The sequence below is a fragment of the Nocardioides sp. zg-1230 genome (genome assembly GCF_013155335.1).
GTDB lineage: Bacteria > Actinomycetota > Actinomycetes > Propionibacteriales > Nocardioidaceae > Nocardioides.
In genome coordinates this window covers 1303638-1324821 of record NZ_JABJQZ010000001.1, presented here as the reverse complement: position 1 = coordinate 1324821, position 21184 = coordinate 1303638, and the positions used below count along the sequence as shown (strand labels likewise).

Annotated in this window: 15 protein-coding genes; 1 reads left to right on the top strand and 14 read right to left on the bottom strand. The window is 71.0% G+C overall.

What is annotated here, in order from left to right:
• Window positions 1-70: 70 nt before the first annotated feature.
• The 14 genes from HOO61_RS06440 to HOO61_RS06375 all read right to left on the bottom strand — a co-directional run bounded on the left by HOO61_RS06440 (window position 71) and on the right by HOO61_RS06375 (window position 19986).
• Complete coding sequence (locus HOO61_RS06440; protein WP_172257780.1) at window positions 71-3667, bottom strand: family 78 glycoside hydrolase catalytic domain; 3597 nt, start codon at window positions 3665-3667, stop codon at window positions 71-73.
• A 196-nt stretch (window positions 3668-3863) separates the two neighbouring features.
• The gene (locus tag HOO61_RS06435) at window positions 3864-4448 is read right to left on the bottom strand and encodes an LUD domain-containing protein (RefSeq protein WP_172257779.1); all 585 of its coding nucleotides are present in this window, start codon (window positions 4446-4448) and stop codon (window positions 3864-3866) included.
• Window positions 4445-5923 carry a lactate utilization protein B gene (locus HOO61_RS06430; RefSeq protein WP_172257778.1) on the bottom strand — a complete coding sequence of 493 codons (1479 nt, stop codon included), beginning with the start codon at window positions 5921-5923 and terminating at the stop codon, window positions 4445-4447. Before HOO61_RS06430 ends, HOO61_RS06435 begins: the two co-directional genes overlap by 4 nt.
• Window positions 5923-6714, bottom strand: coding sequence for a (Fe-S)-binding protein (locus tag HOO61_RS06425; RefSeq protein ID WP_172257777.1), 792 nt, complete (start codon window positions 6712-6714; stop codon window positions 5923-5925). Before HOO61_RS06425 ends, HOO61_RS06430 begins: the two co-directional genes overlap by 1 nt.
• A 43-nt stretch (window positions 6715-6757) precedes the next feature.
• Window positions 6758-6964, bottom strand: a complete 207-nt coding sequence (locus HOO61_RS06420; protein WP_172257776.1) for a LuxR C-terminal-related transcriptional regulator — start codon at window positions 6962-6964, stop codon at window positions 6758-6760.
• Window positions 6965-6966: 2 nt separating this feature from the next.
• Window positions 6967-10047 (bottom strand): glycosyl hydrolase, encoded by a 3081-nt coding sequence (locus tag HOO61_RS06415; RefSeq protein ID WP_172257775.1) that lies wholly within the window; start codon window positions 10045-10047, stop codon window positions 6967-6969.
• Window positions 10048-10074: 27 nt separating this feature from the next.
• Window positions 10075-11562 (bottom strand): rhamnulokinase family protein, encoded by a 1488-nt coding sequence (locus HOO61_RS06410; RefSeq protein WP_172257774.1) that lies wholly within the window; start codon window positions 11560-11562, stop codon window positions 10075-10077.
• The gene (locus HOO61_RS06405; RefSeq protein ID WP_172257773.1) at window positions 11559-13601 is read right to left on the bottom strand and encodes a bifunctional aldolase/short-chain dehydrogenase; all 2043 of its coding nucleotides are present in this window, start codon (window positions 13599-13601) and stop codon (window positions 11559-11561) included. Before HOO61_RS06405 ends, HOO61_RS06410 begins: the two co-directional genes overlap by 4 nt.
• Window positions 13602-13631: 30 nt before the next feature.
• Window positions 13632-14795 carry an L-rhamnose isomerase gene (gene rhaI, locus HOO61_RS06400; protein ID WP_172257772.1) on the bottom strand — a complete coding sequence of 388 codons (1164 nt, stop codon included), beginning with the start codon at window positions 14793-14795 and terminating at the stop codon, window positions 13632-13634.
• A complete protein-coding gene (locus tag HOO61_RS06395; protein WP_172257771.1) occupies window positions 14795-15181 on the bottom strand; it encodes an L-rhamnose mutarotase in 387 nt (128 codons plus the stop codon). The genes rhaI and HOO61_RS06395 overlap by 1 nt, the downstream gene beginning before the upstream one ends.
• Window positions 15182-15281: 100 nt before the next feature.
• A complete protein-coding gene (rhaS, locus tag HOO61_RS06390; protein ID WP_172257770.1) occupies window positions 15282-16325 on the bottom strand; it encodes a rhamnose ABC transporter substrate-binding protein in 1044 nt (347 codons plus the stop codon).
• Window positions 16326-16346: 21 nt separating this feature from the next.
• Window positions 16347-17393 (bottom strand): ABC transporter permease, encoded by a 1047-nt coding sequence (locus HOO61_RS06385; protein WP_172257769.1) that lies wholly within the window; start codon window positions 17391-17393, stop codon window positions 16347-16349.
• Window positions 17390-18472, bottom strand: coding sequence for an ABC transporter permease (locus tag HOO61_RS06380; protein ID WP_172257768.1), 1083 nt, complete (start codon window positions 18470-18472; stop codon window positions 17390-17392). The genes HOO61_RS06385 and HOO61_RS06380 overlap by 4 nt, the downstream gene beginning before the upstream one ends.
• Window positions 18469-19986, bottom strand: coding sequence for a sugar ABC transporter ATP-binding protein (locus HOO61_RS06375; RefSeq protein ID WP_172257767.1), 1518 nt, complete (start codon window positions 19984-19986; stop codon window positions 18469-18471). Before HOO61_RS06375 ends, HOO61_RS06380 begins: the two co-directional genes overlap by 4 nt.
• Before the next feature lie 152 nt (window positions 19987-20138).
• Between HOO61_RS06375 and HOO61_RS06370 the strand changes: the two genes are divergently transcribed.
• The gene (locus tag HOO61_RS06370; protein ID WP_172257766.1) at window positions 20139-21179 is read left to right on the top strand and encodes a LacI family DNA-binding transcriptional regulator; all 1041 of its coding nucleotides are present in this window, start codon (window positions 20139-20141) and stop codon (window positions 21177-21179) included.
• Window positions 21180-21184: the final 5 nt, after the last annotated feature.

The following is a 21184-nucleotide window of genomic DNA, read 5'->3' as shown; positions in this document are numbered from 1 at the left end:
CGGCGGCACGCCGCCACCACCCCTCGCGTCCTTCCGCTCGCAGAGTGCGTCGAGACCTACTGCGCCGTTGTCAGCGAGGCACCTGCTGCCTCGGGGAGCCGACTCCACCGCGGAACGTGTAGGAGCCCGGGACCACGGTGTAGACGGCGTACGTCGTGTCGCCCACTGTCTGGTCGCGGACGTAGGTGGCCGCGGGTGGGGCCACGACACCCTTGCCCAGCGTCGGGACCCAGACCTCACCGGTGGTGTTGGCCGGGATGGTGACCTTCAGCTCGAGCATCCCAGCGGCGTTGCGGGTCCACTCGCTCGACGCGGTGCCGTGGGGGGTCTCCCGCTTGCCCGCGACGTGGTTGAGCGTGCCGGCGGGCTGCGGCCGGATGACGATCTCGTCGAAGCCCTTGGAGCCCTTCGCCTGCTGGATCCCGGCGAGGCCGGCGTTGAACCACTCGTCGACCTGCAGCAGGATCATGTGGTTCTGCGAGCCCGCGAAGTCCCACGACTCGGGGATCGTGGTGCGGCCCTGGGCGACGAAGTTGGCGTAGCTCGGCGCCGTCGGCTCCTGCAGCACCTCCCAGAGCAGCTCGCTTCGACCGTTCTCCATCAGAACGCGGTAGGTCGGCTGGAGGCCGACGGTGCCGCCGGACATGTGCGGGCCGCTGCCGTTGGCGCCGGGGTGGTAGCTGCGGATGCGCCGCTCGAGGTCGTCGAGCACCGCCTCCTTGTCCTCGGCCGGGACGATGCCCATGGCCAGCGGCAACGCGTCCAGCGTCTGCGAGCCGGTCGTTCCGTTGGGTCCAGCGTTGGTGTACGACTTCGCGGTCGGGTTGTAGAACTTCGCGTGGAAGGCCTCGCCCAGGCTGGTCGCGAGCTGGCGGTAGTCGGCGGCGTCGTCTGTGTGACCGAGCTCGGCAGCCATCTCACCCAGCTGGGTGGCCATCACGAACAGGCCGTAGGTGCCGGTGGCGTCACGCGGGGTCGTGGTGTCGCCGGCGATCCAGTCGCCGAGACCGCTGACGAGCAGGCCGTCCTTGACCTGCGCGCGGACGTAGGCGAGGTAGTCCTGCATCGGCTCGTAGTACTCCGCCATCGTGGCGGTGTCGTCATACGTCCGCCAGAGCTCGTAGGGCGTCAGGATGAACGCACCGCCCCAGTTGACGTCGTCGCGGTACCCGCCCCCGAAGATCGGGAACTCCGGCGCGGTGCCCGGGACGAGGCCGCCCGGCTGCTGCGACTCGAACATCTGGCGCTGCATGCCGCGCAGGTAGGCGGAGACGTCGAAGTTCGACTCGATCGCACCCATCGACTGGATCATGTCGGCCAGCCAACCGAGCTTCTCGCGGTGTGGGCAGTCGGTGAAGATCGATTGCATGTTGGAGCGGATGGACCACTCCGACATCCCGTGGACTTTGTTGATCAGCTCGTTGTCAGTGATGACGCCACCGCCCGAGGGGACGTCGGCGTTGGTGGCAAGCCCGACGAGGGCGTCCGGCGTCGGGGTGAAGTCGGCAGGGAGGCCGTCCACCTGGACGTGCTGGAAGCCGTGGTACATGAACTGCGGCGTGAAGCTCTCGCCGCCCGCGGCACCCGAGGTGGTGTACGTGTTGAGGATGCCTGTGGCCGAGCCCGCTGACGCCGTGCTGACCACGCCGTTGCCGCCCCGGCTCTCACCTGGGGTCATCCGGATGGTCGTGCCGGCCGGGACGGTGCCGGGAGGCAAGTTGAGCTGCGGCATGCCGGCGAAGTTCTGGCCGAGGTCGAAGGACCAGGAGCCGGGGGCGATCTGCTTGATCGCGGCTTGGGTCGACCGGAACTCCGTCTGCACGCGCACCGGCGGGGCCTGGCGCCACGTGAGCTCGGTGTCGAGCGAGGGCGGCGACGTGATCCACGAGTCCGCCCAGCCCTTGGCCTCGGACAGGTCAGCGCCCGGCTCGTCCCAGCCGGCCTCCACGAGGCGTGCGTCGTAGTCGGTGCCGGAGTACCAGTTGTCGGTGGTCGTCGGGCCGTCCTTGTAGCGCCAGCTCGGGTCGCTGGCGATCGACGAGGACGTGCCGTCGGCGTACCTCAGCTCCAGGCGCGCGATCAGACGCGGCGAGACCGCCATCTGGGCGACGTTGGAAGGACCCGAGCCGACCACGACGGCGCCGCTGCTGTGGCTCTCGCCGAACGCGCTGCCGACCGTGAGGACGTTGCCGTTGACCGCGGTCACCCGGCGCGACTCCAGGCGGCTCCCGCCGTCACCGGTGTCGACGTTGACGGTGTCGCCGACGGCGTAGCCGGTCACTCCAGAGAGCTGGACCGCGGTGTCGCCCTCCGCGACGTCCGCGGTCAGCGTGCCGGCGGGGACCGGGCGCGAGTTGAACTTCGTGTAGACATCGGTGCGACCCGCGACAGAGTTGGTCTGCGGGTAGACGTTGGTCTGCCCATTGCCGAGCGCGACGCCCAGGGTGTTGTCGCCGCCCTGGACGAGGTCGGTGACGTCGTACGTGCCGTACTCGACCGAGCGCAACGGGTTGGTGACCCCCGGGTTGAGCACGGTGTCGGTGACGTTCGTGCCGTTCACCGTCGCCTCGTAGGCACCGAGGCCGGCGACGTAGAGCCGCGCGGCGGTGAGCTCCTTCTCGGCCTCGAAGGGCTTGGCGAAGATGGGCAACGGGTTGTCGGTGTCGGGACCCTCCGGGTTGGGCTGGTCGGTGACCGTCTTGACGATGTTGTCCGCGGTCGGGGCGCCCGTCGACGAGACGCGCACAGTGAAGTCGACCGGGAAGTGAGGGATCAGCCCCTCAGGGGTCCGCGCGTCGGTGCGGGGGTAGAGCACGAGGCGGTCGAACGTCTGGACCGAGCCGAGGTCGATCTGAACCCACTTCGAGGTAGCGAGCTCTTGGGTGGTCGACTGCCGGCTGGCGTAGCCGGGGCTGATGATCTTGCCGTCGGTGAGCAGCTTGGTACCGCAGCCGGGGCAGGCGAACTGGTCGTGGACCGACACGCTCCTGCCGACCGCGAGGTTCGTGCCGTCGGGCGCGAGGACCTCCATCTCGGAGAGCATGATGCGGGAGACGAGGCCGTAGGAAGGCTCGTGGATCGGCAGCCCGAGCTTGGTGACGTCCATGCGCACGTAGCGGCCGGACTGCTCACCCAGCTCGATCGTCTCGCCGCGGTTGGACGGCGGTTGGGGGGACTGGATCCACCGCGCACCGTCCCAGTCGGCCTCGTCGAGAAGGCCCATCTCGAAAGCGGACGCATCGCTCCACGCCGAGGCATCACCCTCGCCGTCCCAGACGCGGACCTGCCACGACACCTCGGTGCGGGACGTGAGCGGCGCACCGTCGTACTCCACCTGCGTGGTCGCCCCGCTCACCTTCCCGGAGTTCCACAGCGGTTGGCCGGTCCCGTCGGCGACGCGCACCTCGTACGCCGTCTGCCGCGCAGCCGCACCTCGGCCGGCGAGCTGCCAGCTCAGTACGGGAGTGGTGTCGTCGACACCGAGCGGCTGGTCGTCACGGTTGTCGATGCGCAGGCCGTCGACGGTCACCGCGGCGGGAGCCGCTGCCGCTGCGGCAGACCCGGCGAGCGCGGGAGCGGCGACGATTGCAGCGGCTGCGAGGGCACCGGTCCATCGCCGTGCTCTGCTGCCCGCAGCCGCGGTTCGTTGTGCGCGTCCTCTGTGCACGGAAGGCTCCTTGCTCGTGATGAATCGTTTCAGTGAGCAGGCTCACACTCTGTGACGTGAGACACAAGGCTTCTGACCGGTTCCGGACAGCCACACCGCGTCGAAGGTCCTACCGGTTGGCTGCTAGGACGTCATGCTGAGGGTCCCGTCATCGCCGTCACGACGGACTGCTGCGCACGGGACGGGTCCGAACGTTTCAGCCCACAAGGACGACGTGCAGCGTCCGGGGCCCATGGACACCCTCCACGCGGTCGAGCTCGATGTCGCTGGTCGCCGACGGCCCGCTGATCCACGTCGTAGGTCTGGCTGGGTCGAGCAGGGCGATCGCGTCGGGGACGTCTGCGACGACCTGGCTCGCGTCGACGATGCAGACGTGGAGGTCGGGGACGAGGCTGATCGCGCGGCGGCCCTGGTCGGGCGCGTGGTCGAGCACGATCGTGCCGGTCTCGGCGATCCCGACGCGGGCGCGGGTGACGACGGCGTCGATCGCGTCGAGCTCGGCGGCGGTCAGGCCGTCGTCGACGACGGAGCCGGGCACCTCGAGCCCGAGGCCGGGAGGTACGACGGCGCGCGCGCCGCCGAGTGCCTCGGCAACCGTGGCCTCCAGGTCGGCGGCCGCGCATCGCGTGACCACCGCGCGGTAGTCGGCCACGCGTTCGTCGAAGAGGGCCACCAGGTCCCCGCGGTCGGGGGCCCGAGGGGCCGCCGGAAGGTCGACCGCGGGCGACACGCCGTCGAGCGCCGAGCGGACACGCCCGAGGATCTCGTCGCGCGCGCTCATGAACGGCCCCCGTCGGTCCGATCCCACCACTCGCGGAAGGACTCCGTCGGCGGGGCGGGCAGGTCGCGTGCCCCGGTCCAGCCGGCCGCAGGCCCGGGCAGGCGGCCTGCAGCGGTACGGCCGCCGGGGAGCGTCGTACGGGAGAAGCGGCCGAGCACGCGGCCGGCGAGACCCGAGGCGCGCTCGGCCCACCGCAGGCGGCGGGAGTCGGAGAAGGTCCAGGCCGCGGCCTTCATCGCGACGGCCTCCGGCTTCGGGACCCGGTCGCCGCGGTGGGAGTCGACGACGGCGGCGCGCTGGTCGACCAGCACGGAGGGGATGTCGATCCGCACCGGGCAGACCTCGAAGCACGCGCCGCAGAGCGACGAGGCGTACGGCAGGGACGCGGTCTGCTCGTCGGAGACGCCGTTGAGGAGCGGGTTGAGGATCGCGCCGATCGGGCCGGGGTAGACCGATCCGTAGGCGTGGCCGCCGACCCGCTCGTAGACCGGGCAGACGTTGAGGCACGCCGAGCAGCGTATGCAGCGCAGCGCCTGGCGGCCGACGTCGTCGGCGAGCGCGCGGGTGCGGCCGTTGTCGAGGAGGACGACGTGCACCTCCTGCGGACCGTCGCCGGGCGTCACGCCGGACCACGTCGAAGTGTAGGGGTTCATCCGCTCACCGGTCGACGAGCGCGGCAGCAGCCGCAGCATCGGGTCGAGGTCGGACCACGTGGCGACGACCTTCTCGATGCCGACCACGCTGACCAGCACCTCGGGCAGGGTCAGGCACATCCGTCCGTTGCCCTCGGACTCCACCACGACGAGCGTGCCGGTGTCGGCGACCGCGAAATTCGCGCCGCTGACGGCCACCTTGGCGCGCAGGAACTTCTCGCGCAGGTGCTCCCGCGCCGCCCCGGCCAGGACGGCCGGCTCGTCGGTCAGGTCGTCCGGCGCCGGGCGACCGACCGCGCCCATGCGCCGGCGGAAGATCTCGCGCACCTCGGCACGGTTGCGGTGGATCGCCGGCACCAGGATGTGCGAGGGCAGGTCCTCCCCCAGCTGCACGATGAGCTCGGCCAGGTCGGTCTCCCAGGCCGCGATGCCCTCGGCCTCGAGCGCCTCGTTGAGACCGATCTCGCCGGTGGCCATCGACTTGACCTTCACGACCTCGTCGACGCCGTGGCCGTGGGCGACCGACGCGACGATCGCGCAGGCCTCCTCGGCGTCGCGGGCCCAGTGCACGGTCGCGCCAGCCCTGGTCAGCGACTCCTCGAGCGTCTCGAGGTGGGTGGCGAGGTCGCGCAGCGCGGCTTCCTTGACCGCGGCCCCGGCGACCCGCAGCTCTTCCCAGTCCTCCACCTCGGCGACGACCGCGGCGCGCTTGTCGCGGATCGTGCGGGTGGCGTGGGCGAGGTTGCGCCGCAGCTGGGTGTCGCCGAGCGCCTCGCGCGCAGCAGTCGGGAAGGCCGGCATGCCGACGAAGGTGCCGCTCATCAGGCCCCCTCCGCCCGTGCGCCAACGGCAGGTCCGGACGACTCGGCCTCGTCGTCCTCGGTGGCGGCCAGCACCTCGGCGAGATGCATCACGCGTACGCCGGCGCGCTGGCGCGAGAGCATCCCGCCGACGTGCATCAGGCAGGAGTTGTCGCCGGCCACCAGGACCTCGGCCCCGGTGTCCCGCACGTGGCGGGCCTTGTCGGCCCCCATCGCGACGGAGGTGTCGGCGTTCTTGAGGGCGAAGGTGCCGCCGAAGCCGCAGCACTCGGTCGCGTTCGGGAGGTCGACCAGCTGGATCCCGCGCACCGCCTCCAGCAACCGCCGCGGCCGGTCACCGACCCCGAGCATCCGCAGGCTGTGGCAGGTCGGATGGTAGGTGACCCGGTGCGGGAAGTAGGCGCCGACGTCGGTCACGCCCAGCACGTCGACGAGGAACTCGCTCAGCTCGTAGGTCCGCGGTCCGGTCTCCGCGACGGCTGCGACGAGGGACGGATCGCCCGAGCGGTCGGCGACGATCGAGTGCTGGTGCCGGGCCGACCCGGCGCACGAGCCCGACGGCGTCACGATGGCGTCGTACCCCGCGAACGCGTCGACGAACGTCCGCACCACCGGCACGGCCTCGTCGAGGTATCCGGTGTTGACCATCGGCTGCCCGCAACAGGTCTGCGCCTGCGGGAAGTCGACATCGACGCCGAGACGGCGCAGCAGCCGTACGACGGCCTTCCCCGTCTCGGGGAACATGGCGTCGTTGACGCAGGTGACCTGGAGGGCGACCTTCACGGTTGGCATCCTTCCACGGTGCTGGACGGTGGTTGTCGGGGTGGGGAGGCGATCAGATGAGCCGGCGCCGCACGGCCCACACGATCGCCTCGATGGTCGTGTCGACGCCGACGGCCGCGCACGCCGCACGGGACTTGCGCCGCACGGTGCGCTCGGAGACGTCGAGGCGGCGCGCGACCGCCTCCACCGTGTGCCCCTCGGCCATCAGGCGCAGCACGACGAGCTCGTCGTGGCCGAGGGGCACCGGACTGTCGTCCATCGTCAGCGGCGGACCGGCTGGTCGACGTAGGGCACCAGGCGGACGGGTCCGAGGAGGCCGTACGCCTGCCGCTGGGCCACGCCGTAGACAGCGGGCGTCACCGTCCGCAGCCGGTTGAGGAGGGTCGAGGCCACCTCGACCTCGATGGTGTTCCGGCCGGGCTGGAGAAGGCCGGCCAGGTCGACCCGCGGGTGGAGCGGGTCGCACCCGCCCACCGCCACGCCGTTGACCGTGACCCGGAAGGTGTCGGTGACCTCGCCGAGCTCGAGCCAGGCGCCGTCGCGGTCGGTCCAGTCGGAGCCGAGGTCGACCTCGGTGGCGTAGCGACCGATGCCCGAGACGTCCTCGAGCCCGGGGATCTGGCTCCACGGGACGAGTGTGGTGAGCTCGGCCGTCCGCAGCGGCTTGACCGTCTCGGTCGCGCTCGCGCCGGGCTGCCAGTCCTCGACCTCGAGCCGCCACGACGACGGCACGACCGGGTCGCGGACCCGGTCGATCGTGGCGGGGACCGTACGACCGTCGCCGAGGGTGACGGTGTGGTTGCCGGCGGTACCGGCGCGAGCCACGAGCCTGCCCGGCTCCCGCAGCACGTCGAGCGCCGTGGTGGCGACCGCGTGCAGCTGGGCGGGGTCGGCCGACTGCGGGGTGGCGAAGGCGATCACGGTGGACTGACCAGGAGCGAGGTCCACGCGGACCCGCACCCGGTCGGCCTGGCGCTCCCAGAGGCCGACCGGGCGGGTCTCACCCGTCCAGGCGTCGAGCACCACCGGCACCGCGCGCGGTGACGTGGTGGTCAGCCAGACGTCCTGGGTGACGCGGTTGAGACGACGGTTCTCGGCGTGCCGCGCGTTGGCGACGTAGTAGAGGTCGACGTCGCCGACCACCCGTCGCAGTGTCATCACGGTCGAACGCTCGTGCTCGACGTCGCGCGTGACCCCGAGCGACGCGAGCGCGCCCGGGATGTCGGCGTCGGCGGCCGCCGTGCGCGTGGTGGGCAGCGCCATGATCTGGGCGACGAGGTCGCGCAGCTGAGTGACCTCCGCGTCCGTCGCCCCCTCGGGCAGGCCGACGGGTCGCGGATCCGACCAGTCACGCACGAAGACGATCGGGAGCCCGGCGCGACCGAGCTCGAGCACCCGTCGCGCGGTGGCGACGGCCATCGTGGCGACCTGGCCGCGGAACTGGTCGGTGCCGATGATCATCGCCTTGTAGGCCGGACCGTCGGGAGCCAGCCGGCCGTCGCGGACCTCGGCGAGCGGCAGGTCCAGGAGCGCCGGGGTCGCGAAGGAGTGGGTCCACCCGAGCGGGATGCCGTCGTTGGTGGCCCAGAAGGCGCCGATGCCGGTCGACGTCCAGCCCTTCTGCCGGAGGAAGACGACGTCGTACTTCGGCGTGCCGGTCTGCAGGACGAGCTGGGTGCGGGAGAGATATGCCGCGATGTCCGGCATGTGCTGCCACTGCGGGGTCCGCGGCCCCCACGCCTCGCCGAAGCCGATCGCGCCGTTGTAGTAGGGCGAGAAGGCTGCGAAGCCGGGCCACGTCACGCCAGGCGCGTCCGCGTAGGGGAAGCCATGGATGATCGCCTGGTTCACGCCCGCGGCGAAGATGCTGTTGAGGGTGAAGAGCGCCTGGTTCTGCTGCGTCGGGCTCGCGCTGTTGCCGCCCAGCATCGTGTTGTAGGCCGCGCCGTTGTAGCAGATGGCCTCGCAGGACAGGATCGTGTGGCCGGCCATGTCCCGACCGCCCGCCATCACCCGGTAGTCGTCGAGGTTCTTGAAGCCGAGCGACTCGGTCTCGGGGATGTCGAGCAACGCCGCGTGCTCCACCGTGTCGGTCTCGAGACCGTAGGGCTGGACGCGCAGGCCCATGCCGAGGGTGCGGGCGAAGGCCTGCAGCGGAAGCAGGTGGTGGTCGCGGTAGAGGTCTGAGAGCACCTGGTTGTAGTCGTCGCGGACCTGGTTGGTGCGCAAGGCGTCGGTGGTGGCGGCGTTGGCGCCGGTGCCGAGGTCGAAGAGGTACTTCTCCTTCAGCTCCATCACGATCGGCAGCCACGGTCGCAGGTCGTAGCCGGCCCGCTTCTCGAACTCGTCGAACATCCTCGGCGTCCAGATGGTCGCCTCGGTCTCGATCTCGAGGGAGTCCTCGAAGAGGTAGCCGCCTGCGCGGCCGAGCAGGCCGCGCAGCTCGCTGTCGAGGACCTTCGTCTCCCACAGGTCCACGACGGCCCTCGAGCCCAACGCGCTGAAGTGGTCGACGACGTACGACCGCGGCGAGGTGTGCGGGGCGGCCTCGGGCTCCTGGCCCGAGCCACGCTGCCAGAAGGACAGCAGCACCCACGACCCGCCGGCGGGCGCGGCCGGTGCCGTCCAGGTGATCCGGCCGTCGACGACCTGGTCGAGCAGGTCGACGTACGAGTCAGGGTCGACCTGCGGCAGCACGCGAGTGTTGGTCGACGGCGTATAGCGGTGCGCCTGGAGCGCCACCAGTGTCTGCTGCGTGACGGCGCCCTCGGCGTGCAGCACCGCCTCGGGGACGGGGCCGTCGTACGTCGCTCCGGCGGCGAGGTCGGCCCGGCCGTGCGCGAGCTCGGTGCACGCCGCGGCGTCGTCGGGGGTGATGGTGGAGACGGCGGCCGGCCAGGACGGCCCGACGGTGATGTCGATGCGCACGTCGCGCTCCGCCGCCTGCGACAGCGCGGCCTTCACGCCGGCGACCCATGGGGCCGTGCCCCAGCCGTGCGTGCCGACGTCGATCGTGATGTTGCGGGCGCGGAGGCTGTGGGTGACGTCTGCAACCTCGAGTACGCCGAAGCCTGCGTCGGCGACCTGGTCGACCTCGCGGGCGATCTCGACGGGGTCGACGAGGCCGTGGGGCCACCACCAGCGGAAGCCAGCGGCGGTCGCGGTGCCCGGCTGGGCGAAGCGGCGCACGAGGTCCTTGGGGAGCCATTGGGTCGCGGCCGAGGCACCGCCCGGCGCGGCAGCTGCCGGCATGGCGGAGGAGGCAGCGACGAAGCCCGCTGCGGCGGCCGACGCACCGAGCAGGGTGCGGCGGGTGAGGTGGGTCGGGCCGGGCTGGTCCATCGGGGCTCCTGGGGTCAGGTGGTGGGGTCAGGCGGGCGTGGTGCCGACGCGGCGGTCGGCCGCGTCCCAGTCGAGGCCGGGGCGCGGGTCGTGACGTCGTACGTCGTGGGTCTCGCGCACGAGGGCACGCATGGCGGCGAGGTCGGGGAGGTCGGCGCCGAGGGCGCGGGCCTGGACGAGGGCGTTGCCGAGCGCGGCTGCCTCGCCCGGGCCGGCCAGCACCGGTACGCCGAGGGCATCCGCGGTCAGCTGGCAGAGCAGGTGGTTGTGGGAGCCGCCGCCGACGACGTGCACGACGTCGAGGTCGCGCCCGGCCAGGCGGGCGGCCGTGCGGAGGTGGCGTCGATAGGCGAGCGCGAGGCTGTCGAGGATGCAGCGGGTGATCTCGCCGGGGGTCTGCGGCACCGGTTCGCCGGCCGCGCGAGCCAGCCCGACGACCCGCTCGGGCATCGGGTCGGTGGCGCTGCCGGGGCCCAGGAGCGAGGGGTGGTTGATGTCGACCACGGTCCGCAGCGGCGCCGCGGTGCTCGCGTCGGCCAGCAGGGACGCGAGGTCGGTGGCCGGGGTGCCGCGGTCCCGCCAGGCCCGGAGGCACTCGGAGAGCACCCACAGGCCCATCACGTTCTTCAGGAACCGGACCGTGCCGTCGACGCCGCCCTCGTTGGTGAAGTCGGCCTCGCGGGCCGCTTCCGTGAGCACCGGCTCGTCGAGCTCGAGCCCGACCAGCGACCACGTGCCCGAGGAGATGTAGCCGAACGAGGTGTCCGCGTCGGCAGGTACGGCGACCACTGCCGAGGCGGTGTCGTGGGACCCCACGGCGATGACGGGGACGTCTGTCCGGACGCCCAGATCGGCGGCGACCTCCGGGCGGACCGGTCCCACGAGCGACCCGGCGTCGCGCAGCGGCGGGAGGATCGACCACGGCAGGCCGAGGCGAGCGGCCAGGTCGCTCGACCACTCCCCCGTCGTCACGTCGAGCAGGCCGGTGGTGGAGGCGTTGGTGCGCTCTGCCCCCACCTCTCCGGTGAGCCAGTAGGCCAGCAGGTCGGGCAGCAGCAGCAAGGCGTGCGCGGACTCCAGCGCCGCCGTGCCCCGCGCTGCCACGAGCTGGAAGACGGTGGTGAACGGCAGCTGCTGCAGCCCGTTGACGGCGTACTGCTCCTGCACGTCGATGCTCTTCGCGACCAGCTCGGGTACGTCGCGGGTGCGGGGGTCGCGGTGGCTGTAGGGGTTGCCCAGCAGCTCGCCGTCGCGGTCGAGCAGGCCGTAGTCGACGGCCCACGAGTCGATGCCGATCCCGTCGAGGTCGCCGGTGCGGGCCACCTCGGCGATGCCCGCGAGCACCTCGCGGTGGATGCCCAGGACGTCCCAGAACAGTGAGCCGCCGACCGGGACCGCGCCATTGGGGAACCGGTGCACCTCCTTGAGGGAGAGGTGCCCCGGTCCGACGCGGGCGGCCATCACCCGGCCGCTGGTGGCGCCCAGGTCGACGGCGGCGACGCGGAGGTCGGTCATCGCAGGAAGGCCGCCGCCACGCCCGCGTCGACGGGGATGTGCAGGCCGGTGGTGTGGCTGAGCTCGTCGGTGCAGAGCACGAAGACGGCGTTGGCGATGTTGTCCGGCAGCACCTCGCGCTTCAGGATCGTGCGCTGCGCGTAGAACTTGCCGAGGTCCTGCTCCTCGACGCCGTAGACGGCGGCGCGGTTGGCGCCCCAGCCCGAGGCGAAGATGCCGGAGCCCTGCACGACGCCGTCGGGGTTGACGCCGTTGACCTTGATGCTGTGCTCGCCGAGCTCGGCGGCCAGCAGCCGCACCTGGTGCGCCTGGTCGGCCTTGGCGGCGCCGTACGCGACGTTGTTGGGGCCGGCGAAGATCGAGTTCTTCGAGGAGATGTAGACGATGTCGCCGCCCATCCCCTGCTCGATCATCGCCTTGGCCGCGGCCTTCGCGACGAGGAACGAGCCCTTGGCCATGACGTCGTGCTGGAGGTCCCAGTCGGCCTCGGTGGTCTCGAGCAGTGAGCGCGACAGCGAGAGGCCGGCGTTGTTGACGACGAGGTCGACACCACCGAACGCCAGCACCGTCGCGTCGAGCGCTGCCTGCACGGCCGCGGCGTCGGACACGTCGACCTGCACGCCGACCGTGACGTCGGCAGACCCGATCTGGGCGGCAGCGGCCTCGGCCTTCTCCAGCGAGAGGTCGGCGATGACGACGCAGGCGCCCTCGGACGCGAGCTTCCTCGCGGTCGCGAGGCCGATGCCGGAGGCGGCACCGGTGACGAGGGCGACGCGGGTCGCGAGCGGCTTGGGCTTCGGCATCCGCTGGAGCTTGGCCTCCTCCAGCGCCCAGTACTCGATGCGGAACTTCTCCGACTCGTCGATGGGGGCGTACGTCGACAAGCCCTCCGCGCCGCGCATCACGTTGATCGCGTTGACGTAGAACTCACCGGCGACGCGCGCGGTCTGCTTGTCCTTGCCGAAGCTGAACATGCCGACGCCGGGGACCAGCACGATGAGCGGGTCCTTGCCGCGGATCGCCGGGCTGTCGGGCGTGGCGTTGCGGTCGTAGTAGCCCTGGTAGTCCTCGCGGTAGGACACCGCGAGCTCCTGGAGGCGGGCGATGCTGTCCTCGACCGAGGCGGACGCCGGCAGGTCGAGGACCAGCGGCTTGACCTTGGTGCGCAGGAAGTGGTCGGGGCACGACGTGCCGAGCTCGCCGAGACGGGGGTGCTCGGCGTGCGCCAGGAACTCCAGGACGACGTCGGCGTCGGTGAAGTGGCCGACCATCGGACGGTCCGCCGAGGCGATGCCGCGGATGGTGGGCGCGAGGGCGGCGGCCTTGGCGCGGCGCTCGGCCCGCGGGAGGGCGGCGTACCCCTCGAGCGCGGGGCCGAACGGCTCGGCCTTGGAGTGCTCGGCGATGTAGGTGGAGGCGGTCTCGATGATCCAGAGGCTGTTGGCCTCGGCCTCCTCGGAGGTGTCGCCCCACGCGGTGATGCCGTGGCCGCCGAGGATGCAGCCGCGGGCCTGCGGGTTCTTCTCCTTGATCTCCGCGATATCGAGGCCGAGCTGGAAGCCCGGGCGGCGCCACGGCACCCACACGACCTGGTCGCCGAAGATCGTGGAGGTCAGCTCCTCGCCGTCGGCAGCGGTCGCGATGGCGATCCCGGAGTCGGGATGCAGGTGGTCGACGTGCGCGGCGTCGACGAGGCCGTGCATCGCGGTGTCGATCGACGGCGCGGCACCGCCCTTGCCGTGCAGGCAGTAGTCGAAGGCCGCAACCATCTCGTCCTCGCGGTCCACGCCGGGGTAGACGTCGACGAGCGCGCGCATCCGGTCCAGCCGCAGCACGGCCAGGCCGCCGGGCGTCAGTGTGCCGAGGTCACCGCCGGAGCCCTTCACCCACAGCAGCTCGACCTCCTCCCCGGTGACCGGGTCGGTCTCGGTGCCCTTGGCGGAGGTGTTGCCGCCGGCGTAGTTGGTGTTCTTCGGGTCGGAGCCCAGCCGGTTCGAGCGCTCGACGAGGGCAGCGACGGTGGGGTTGAGGTCACTCACGGTGCAGGTTTCCTTCGGGGTCGGGTCGGGTCAGTTCCAGCTGAGCTGCGAGCCGCCGACGCGGTCGGCCTCGATCTGCTGCTGGTAACCGGAGTCGAGGTAGGCGCGCATCGGGTCCGCGGGCAGGCCGCGCTCCTCGCGCCACGCCGCCAGGTGGCGGCGTACGTCGGTGTAGAAGGCGTCCATGAAGATCTCGTTGGCGCGCAGCACGTCGCCGGCGGAGCGCGCCTCGTCGAGCGCCGCGGTGTCGAGGAGCAGCGCGCGGGCGGTCATCTCCTGGACGTTGAGGACCGAGCGGATCTGGCCGGGGATCTTGTCCTCGATGTTGTGGCACTGGTCGAGCATCAGCGCGACGTCGCTGTCGGCGCCGAAGCCGCCGCCGCGGATCACCTCGACCATGATGCGGAAGAGCTGGAACGGGTCGGCCGCCCCGACGATGAGGTCGTCGTCGGCGTAGAAGCGGCTGTTGAAGTCGAACGAGCCGAGCTTCCCGAGCCGCAGCAGCTGGGCGACGATGAACTCGATGTTGGTGCCGGGCGCGTGGTGGCCGGTGTCGAGGCACACCTTGGCGCGGTCGCCGAGGGCGGCCACGTGGGCGTACGACGTGCCCCAGTCCGGGACGTCTGTGTGGTAGAACGCCGGCTCGAAGAACTTGTACTCCAGCACCAGTCGCTGGTCCTCGGAGAGCCGGTCGTAGATCGTGCTCAGGCCCTCGGCCAGGTGGTCCTGCCGGGCGCGCATGTCGCCCTGGCCGGGGTAGTTAGTGCCCTCCGCCAGCCAGATCTTGAGGTCCCGCGAGCCGGTCTGGTTCATCACCTCGATGCACGCGAAGTGGTGGTCGATCGCCTTCTGGCGGACCGCTGCGTCGGTGTGGGTCAGGGCGCCGAGCTTGTAGTCGTCGTCCTGGAAGGTGTTGGAGTTGATCGTGCCGAGCGCGACGCCCTGTTCCTTGGCGTACGCCGCCAGCGCGGCGTAGTCGTCGACCTCGTCCCACGGGATGTGGAGCGCCACGGTCGGCGCGAGGCCGGTGAAGCGGTGCACGGTCGCGGCGTCGGCGATCTTCTCCTCGACGGTGCGCGGGGTGCCCGGGGTGCCGAACACCTTGAAGCGGGTGCCCGAGTTGCCGTAGGCCCAGGACGGCACCTCGATCGCGAGTTCGCCGAGCCGGTCGCTGATGGTGGAGAAGCTGGTCATCACTGGTCCTGAGCTGTCGGGGTGTTCGTGGAGTCGGAGTTGGTGCCGGGGGCCGCGGTGGCGAGCTGGTCCTCGAGGTGGAAGACCTCGGTGAGCTGCCAGAAGCCCTGGTCGGGCGGGAGGTCGAGGTCCTCGAAGAACTCGGCCATCTCCGCCTGCCACCGGGCGTTCACGTCGGTGCGGGCCATGCCCTCCTGCGCAGCGGCGAGGTCGGGCGTCTCGAGGTAGCCGACGAGCAGGCCGTCCTCGCGCAGGAAGAGGGAGTAGTTGGTCCAGCCGGTGTCGCGGAGGGCGCGGAGCATGTCGGGCCACACGGCCACGTGGCGCTCGGCGTACTCCTCCATGCGGTCCGTGCGGACCTGCAGGGTGAAGCAGACGCGCTGCATCGCGCTCTCCTCTCGGACGGTGCTGGGTGGGGTGCCCCGGGGCCGGCGGCGGCTCGAGGCCGCCGGCCCCGGGACGAGGTGGGTTCGACTCAGATCAGGGTCAGAAGTCGAAGTCGCCGATGTTCTCGGCGTCGAAGGTGAACGGCTCGCCGAGCAGGACGACGCCGTCGGCGCCGACCTCGAACTCGCCGAGGTCACCGGCCTCGAAGGAGTCGCCCTCCTCGCCGGAGATGTCACCGTTGGCCAGCGCGGCCGCGGCATAGGCAGCCAGGGCGCCGAGGTCACCCGGGTTCCACAGCGCGAACGACTCGACCGTGCCGTTCTCGACGTACTCACGCATCTGGTTGGGCGTGCCCAGGCCGGTCAGCGCGACCTTGCCCTTGTACTGCGAGTCCGACAGGTAGCGCGCCGCTGCGGCGATGCCGACCGTGGTGGGCGAGATGATGCCCTTGAGGTCGGGGTGGTTCTGCAACAGCGCCTCGGTCTGGTCGAAGGACTTCTGGTCGTCGTCGTCGCCGTAGACCGTGTCGACGAGCTCGAGGCCGGCGTAGTCCGGGTTGTCGGCCAGCTCGGTCTCCATCATCTCGATCCACGCGTTCTGGTTCGTCGCGTTGGCGGCGGCCGAGAGGATCGCGATCTCGCCCTCGCCACCGATCTGCTCCGAGATGAGCTCGAGCTGCTTGGCGGCGATGCCCTCGGCCGTGGCCTGGTTGATGAACAGGTCGCGGCACTCTGGGTTGGTGTCGGCGTCGAAGGTGATCACCTTGACGTCGGCGGAGCGGGCCTCCTCGATCGCGTCGCACAGCGCCTCGGGGTCGTTGGCCGACAGGATCAGGGCGTCCTTCCCCTGCTGGGCGACGGTGTTGATGTACGACACCTGGGCGTCGGGGCTGGCGGTCTCGGGACCGACCTCCTCGAGCTCGGCGCCGAGCTCCTCGGCTGCGGCCTGGGCACCGGCGGTGCTGGTGTCGAAGTAGGGGTTGCCGAGGTTCTTCGGCAGCATGGTCATGCTGAGCGAGCCGCCACCGTCGCCGCCGGAGCCGCTGTCGCCACCGTCGTCGTCGCTGCCGCACGCGGTGAGCGCTGCGGAGGCGGTGAGGATGATCGCAGCCAGAGCGATCGGCCGCCGGGTGTGGAACTTCATGTGGGTCTGCCTTTCGTGTTCCTAGACGCCGGCGGATGCGGCGTTCTGGGTGGGGCTCGACTCCCGAGGAGTCGATGCCTTGCGGGGCAACCTCGACGAGGTCCACGCAAGGACGCTGGGGAGGATCACCGAGGCCACGAGCAGCAGGCCGACGATGATGTTGGTGACGTTGACGGTCACGCTCTCCAGGCGCAGGGCGCTGGAGATGACGCCGATCAGCACGACGCCGGCGAGCACGCCGTGGAGCCGCCCGCGGCCGCCGAAGATCGAGACGCCGCCGAGGAGCACCGCGGCGATCACCTGGAGCTCGTAGCCGGTGGCGTTGTCGCCGCGGGCCGATCCGTAGCGCAGGGTGAAGTAGATGCCGGCGAAGGCGGACACCACGCCGGAGAGGACGAAGAGGGTGAACTTGGTCCGGGCGACGTTGACCCCGGTGAAGTGGGCCGCCTCGTCGTTGAGCCCGATCTCGTAGATCCCGCGCCCGAAGGTGGAGAAGTGCAGCAGCACGACGAAGGCGATGGTCAGCACCGCGAACGGGATCATCACCAGGGGGATGCGTGACTCACCGATGGTGTCGGTCGCGAGGTCGGCCCACTTGTCCGTGAACTCGGTGATGGCCGTCGTGCCGAGCAGGCCGACCGCGATGCCACGGAAGAGCGCGAGCGTGCCGATGGTGACGGCGAGCGACGGCAGTCCGACGTAGGCGATGAGGAAGCCGTTGAGGGCGCCGCACGCGAGGCCCGCGACCAGGGCCAGCGTCGCCGCGACCGGGATGGACATGCCGCTGTCGTGGAAGACGCCGAGCAGCACGCTGCTCAGGCCCATGATGCTGGCGACCGACAGGTCGATCTCGCCGGTGATGATGATGAGCGTCATCGGCAGGGCGATCAGCAGGATCGGTGCGATGTCCTGGAGGAGGAACTTCACGGTCAGCGGGCCGTCGAAGTTGTCGACGTTGATGGTCGCGTAGACGAAGACCGCGACGGTCAGCGCGATGACGGCCATCTCCCGGGTCAGGAGCCAGCGCCTCCAGAGCGGCGCCGAGTAGTCGGCGTACGTGCGGCTCATGAGTGGTCCCTCGATTCGGCGAGCTTGCGGGCCTGTCTGACGGCGAGGACGCGGTCGAGCACGATCGCCCCGAGGATCAGGGCGCCGACGACGGCGCGCTGCCAGAAGTCCTCGATGCCGAGGCTGGGCAGCGCCCGGTTGATGGTGACGAGCAGGAAGGCTCCGATGGCCGCGCCCCACACCGTGCCGCTGCCGCCGAAGATCGCGACGCCGCCGATGACCGCCGCGGCGACGGCCTGCAGCTCGATGCCGAGACCGACGCTCGAGCTCACGGTGCCGTAGCGGGCGGTGTAGAGGGCGCCGGCGAGACCGGCCAGCGCGCCGCTGAGGACGAAGGCGGCGAGCAGGCGGCGGCGTACGGGCAGTCCGTAGAGCACGGCGGCGTCGGGGTCGGAGCCGATCGCGTAGAGCTCGCGACCGCCGCGGGCGGTGTAGAGGTAGTAGCCGACGATCGCCAGGACGACCAGCGCCAGGATGGTCAGCAGCGGGATGCCGAGCAGGGAGCGGGTGCCGAGCTGGAGGAACTCGCGGGGCAGGTCGCCGGCGTTGATCCGGTCGCTGCCTGCCCAGGTGAGCATGATGCCGCGGTAGATGTAGAGCGTGCCGAGGGTGATGACCAGCGCGGGCACGCCGCCGTACGCCACCAGCACGCCGTTGACGAGCCCGAGGACCGCGCCGAGGAGTAGGCACGCCGCCAGCACCGCGACGATGGGGATGTTGGGGTTCTCGATGAACAGCCGGCCGGTGAGGTAGGCGGTCAGCGCCATCACCGAGCCGACGGAGAGGTCGACGTTGCGGGTGATGATCACGACGGCCTGGCCGACGGCGAGCAGCAGCAGGATCGACGGGTTGAGCAGGAAGTTGCGCCAGCCGTCGTTGCTGAAGAGGAAGCCGTTGTTCTTGGTGGTGGCGAGCACGACGACGGCCACCAGCACGAGGAAGATCGACAGCTCACGGGAGCGCAGCACAGTGGTGAGCGCGCGGCGGGTGGGCGAGAGCCGGCTGGGCTCGACGAGCAGCGCCTCGCTGGAGGAGACCTCGGTTTCGTGGTCCGGGCGCTCGATGTCGGTGTGGCTCATCGAGCGTCCTCCAGGTGGTGGGTGGCCGCGTGCATGACGGCCTCGGGGGTGGCGTCGGCGCGGTCGAGCTCGGCGGTCACGCGGCCCTCGCACAGGACGACGACGCGGTCGGCCATGCCGAGGACCTCGGGGAGCTCGGAGGAGATCATCAGGATCGCGAGGCCTTGCCCGGCGAGCTCGGAGAGGAGCCGGTGGACCTCGGCCTTGGTGCCGACGTCGATGCCGCGGGTGGGCTCGTCGATGATCAGCAGCTTGGGGTCGGTGGCCAGCCACTTGGCGATGACGACCTTCTGCTGGTTGCCGCCGCTCATGGTGGCCGCGTTCATGTCGAGCGCGTTGGTCTTGACCTCCAGGCGTCCGGCCCAGGGGCCCGCGGCCCGGTTCTCCATGGAGGTGGTGAGCAGGCCGGCCTTGGCGATGTTGCGGCGGATGACCCCGGCCACGTTGCGGGTGACCGAGGAGTCGATGACGAGGCCCTGCTTGCGGCGGTCCTCGGGGATGAACGCCATGCCGGCGCGGATCGCGGAGCGGGGGTCGTTGGCCTTGACCTGCTTGCCGGACACCGTGACCGACCCGGAGTCGTAGGAGTCGACGCCGAAGACGGCCCGCGCGACCTCGCTGCGACCGGCCCCCACCAGTCCGGCCAGGCCGACGATCTCCCCGGCCCGGACCTGGAGGTCGATGTCGTGGAAGACCCCGGCGCGGTTGAGGCCGCGCACCTGCAGCACCGGCTCACCGAGCTCGGCGGCCACCTTGGGGAACAGCTCGTCGACGTCGCGGCCGACCATCAGCGAGACCAGCTCGGACGGCGTGGTGTCGGCGACCTTCTTGGTCTCGATGTAGGAGCCGTCACGCATGACGGTGACGGTGTCGGCGAGGTCGAAGACCTCGTCGAAGCGGTGCGAGATGAAGACCAGGGCGCGCCCCTCGTCGCGCAGGCTGCGGGCGACGGCGAAGAGCCGGTCGACCTCGACGCCGCTCAGCGCGGCGGTCGGCTCGTCCATCACGAGCAGCCGCGCGTCGAGCGAGATGGCCTTGGCGATCTCGATGATCTGCTGGTCGGCGATCGAGAGCCCCTCGGCGGGACGGCGGGGGTCGATCCGCACGCCGAGCCGGTCGAAGAGCCGCTCCGCCTCGGCGTACATCGCCTGGCGGTCGATGCGGCGTCCACGGGCCAGGATCTGGCGGCCCATGAAGATGTTCTCGGTGACCGAGAGGTCCGGGAAGAGCGTCGGCTCCTGGTAGATGACCGCGACGCCGGACTTCTTCGACTCCGCGGTGGAGGAGAAGTCCACGGGCTCGCCACCGAGCTCGAAGGTGCCCGAGTCGCGGCGGTGCACGCCGGCGACCACCTTGACCAGCGTCGACTTGCCGGCGCCGTTCTCCCCGATCAGGGCGTGGATCGAGCCGGCCTCGACGCGGAGGCTGCCCGAGCGCAGGGCGACGACCGGACCGAACGACTTGGACACGTCGCGCAGCTCGAGCACCGGCTCAGCGGTGGGATTCGGGACCATGGGGCATCCTCGGATTGAAAGGTTTCAGATCGAGGTAGACGTTAAGTGGCGGCCATCACACGCGTCAAGCACCGACGCCACATTTCTGTGACGTTTCACTCATGCGGTCCGGTCGACTACGCTCCACAGGTCACCGTCCGTCGAGGAGCCAGATGTCCAAGATCCCCGCGCCACAGCGTCCGGCGCGACGGCCCTCGGTGAAGGACGTGGCCGAGCGTGCCCAGGTCTCGTTGGGCACCGTCTCCAACGTGCTCAACCGCCCGGATCGCGTGAGCGCGAGCACGCGGGACCGCGTCGAGCGGGCGATGGCCGAGCTCGGCTTCGTCCTCAACGAGTCGGCACGCCAGCTCCGGATGGGGCGCAGCAACACCTTCGCCTACGTGATGCTCGACGCGACCAACCCGTTCTTCACCGATGTCGCCCGCGGGATCGAGCTCGCCGCCGAGAAGGCTGACCTCTCCCTGTTCCTCTGCAACAGCGACGGTCGCAGCACCCGCGAGGGCGCCCACCTCGCGCACCTGCAGCAGCAGCGCGTGGATGGCATCCTCATCACGCCCGTCGATCCGGACGCTCCCGAGCTCCCGCGCATCGTCCAGCAGGGCACGCCGCTCGTGGTCGTGGACCGCGCCGCCACGAGCGGCTCGTTCTGCTCCGTGACCGTCGACGACAAGCTCGGTGGGCGCATCGCCATCGAGCACCTGCTCGACCAGGGCCACACCCGCGTGGCGTTCGTCGGCGGCCCGGACTCGATCGGCCAGGTGCGCGACCGCTACGAAGGAGCGTGCGTCGCGTGGCGGGAGGCGGGACTGCCCGACACCGACCTGGTCCGCGTCGAGACGGAGGCGCTGTCGGTCCAGGAAGGTCACGTCGCCGGTGAGCGGCTCGCGGGACTGCCGAAGCGGAAGCGACCGAGCGCCGTCTTCTGCGCCAACGACCTGGTGGCCCTGGGGCTCCTCCAGCAGGTGGTGTCGAGCGGGCAGCGCGTGCCTGAGGACCTCGCCATCGTCGGCTACGACGACATCGCCTTCGCCGCAGGCGCGGCCGTACCGCTGTCGTCGGTCCGCCAGCCGCGCCAGGCCCTGGGACGCACGGCGGCCGAGCTGCTGATCGAGGAGGTCAACAACCCCGACCACGAGCACCAGCAGGTCGAGTTCACCCCCGAGCTGGTCGCCCGGACCTCGACTCTGGGCTGAGCGGG

Coding starts and splice junctions, on each gene's coding strand:
- HOO61_RS06435 (WP_172257779.1), bottom strand. CDS start 4,448: ATGAGCGCGCGCGACGAGATCCTCGGGCGTGTCCGCTCGGCGCTCGAC.
- HOO61_RS06430 (WP_172257778.1), bottom strand. CDS start 5,923: ATGAGCGGCACCTTCGTCGGCATGCCGGCCTTCCCGACTGCTGCGCGC.
- HOO61_RS06425 (WP_172257777.1), bottom strand. CDS start 6,714: ATGCCAACCGTGAAGGTCGCCCTCCAGGTCACCTGCGTCAACGACGCC.
- HOO61_RS06420 (WP_172257776.1), bottom strand. CDS start 6,964: ATGGACGACAGTCCGGTGCCCCTCGGCCACGACGAGCTCGTCGTGCTG.
- HOO61_RS06415 (WP_172257775.1), bottom strand. CDS start 10,047: ATGGACCAGCCCGGCCCGACCCACCTCACCCGCCGCACCCTGCTCGGT.
- HOO61_RS06410 (WP_172257774.1), bottom strand. CDS start 11,562: ATGACCGACCTCCGCGTCGCCGCCGTCGACCTGGGCGCCACCAGCGGC.
- rhaI (WP_172257772.1), bottom strand. CDS start 14,795: ATGACCAGCTTCTCCACCATCAGCGACCGGCTCGGCGAACTCGCGATC.
- HOO61_RS06395 (WP_172257771.1), bottom strand. CDS start 15,181: ATGCAGCGCGTCTGCTTCACCCTGCAGGTCCGCACGGACCGCATGGAG.
- rhaS (WP_172257770.1), bottom strand. CDS start 16,325: ATGAAGTTCCACACCCGGCGGCCGATCGCTCTGGCTGCGATCATCCTC.
- HOO61_RS06385 (WP_172257769.1), bottom strand. CDS start 17,393: ATGAGCCGCACGTACGCCGACTACTCGGCGCCGCTCTGGAGGCGCTGG.
- HOO61_RS06380 (WP_172257768.1), bottom strand. CDS start 18,472: ATGAGCCACACCGACATCGAGCGCCCGGACCACGAAACCGAGGTCTCC.
- HOO61_RS06375 (WP_172257767.1), bottom strand. CDS start 19,986: ATGGTCCCGAATCCCACCGCTGAGCCGGTGCTCGAGCTGCGCGACGTG.
- HOO61_RS06370 (WP_172257766.1), top strand. CDS start 20,139: ATGTCCAAGATCCCCGCGCCACAGCGTCCGGCGCGACGGCCCTCGGTG.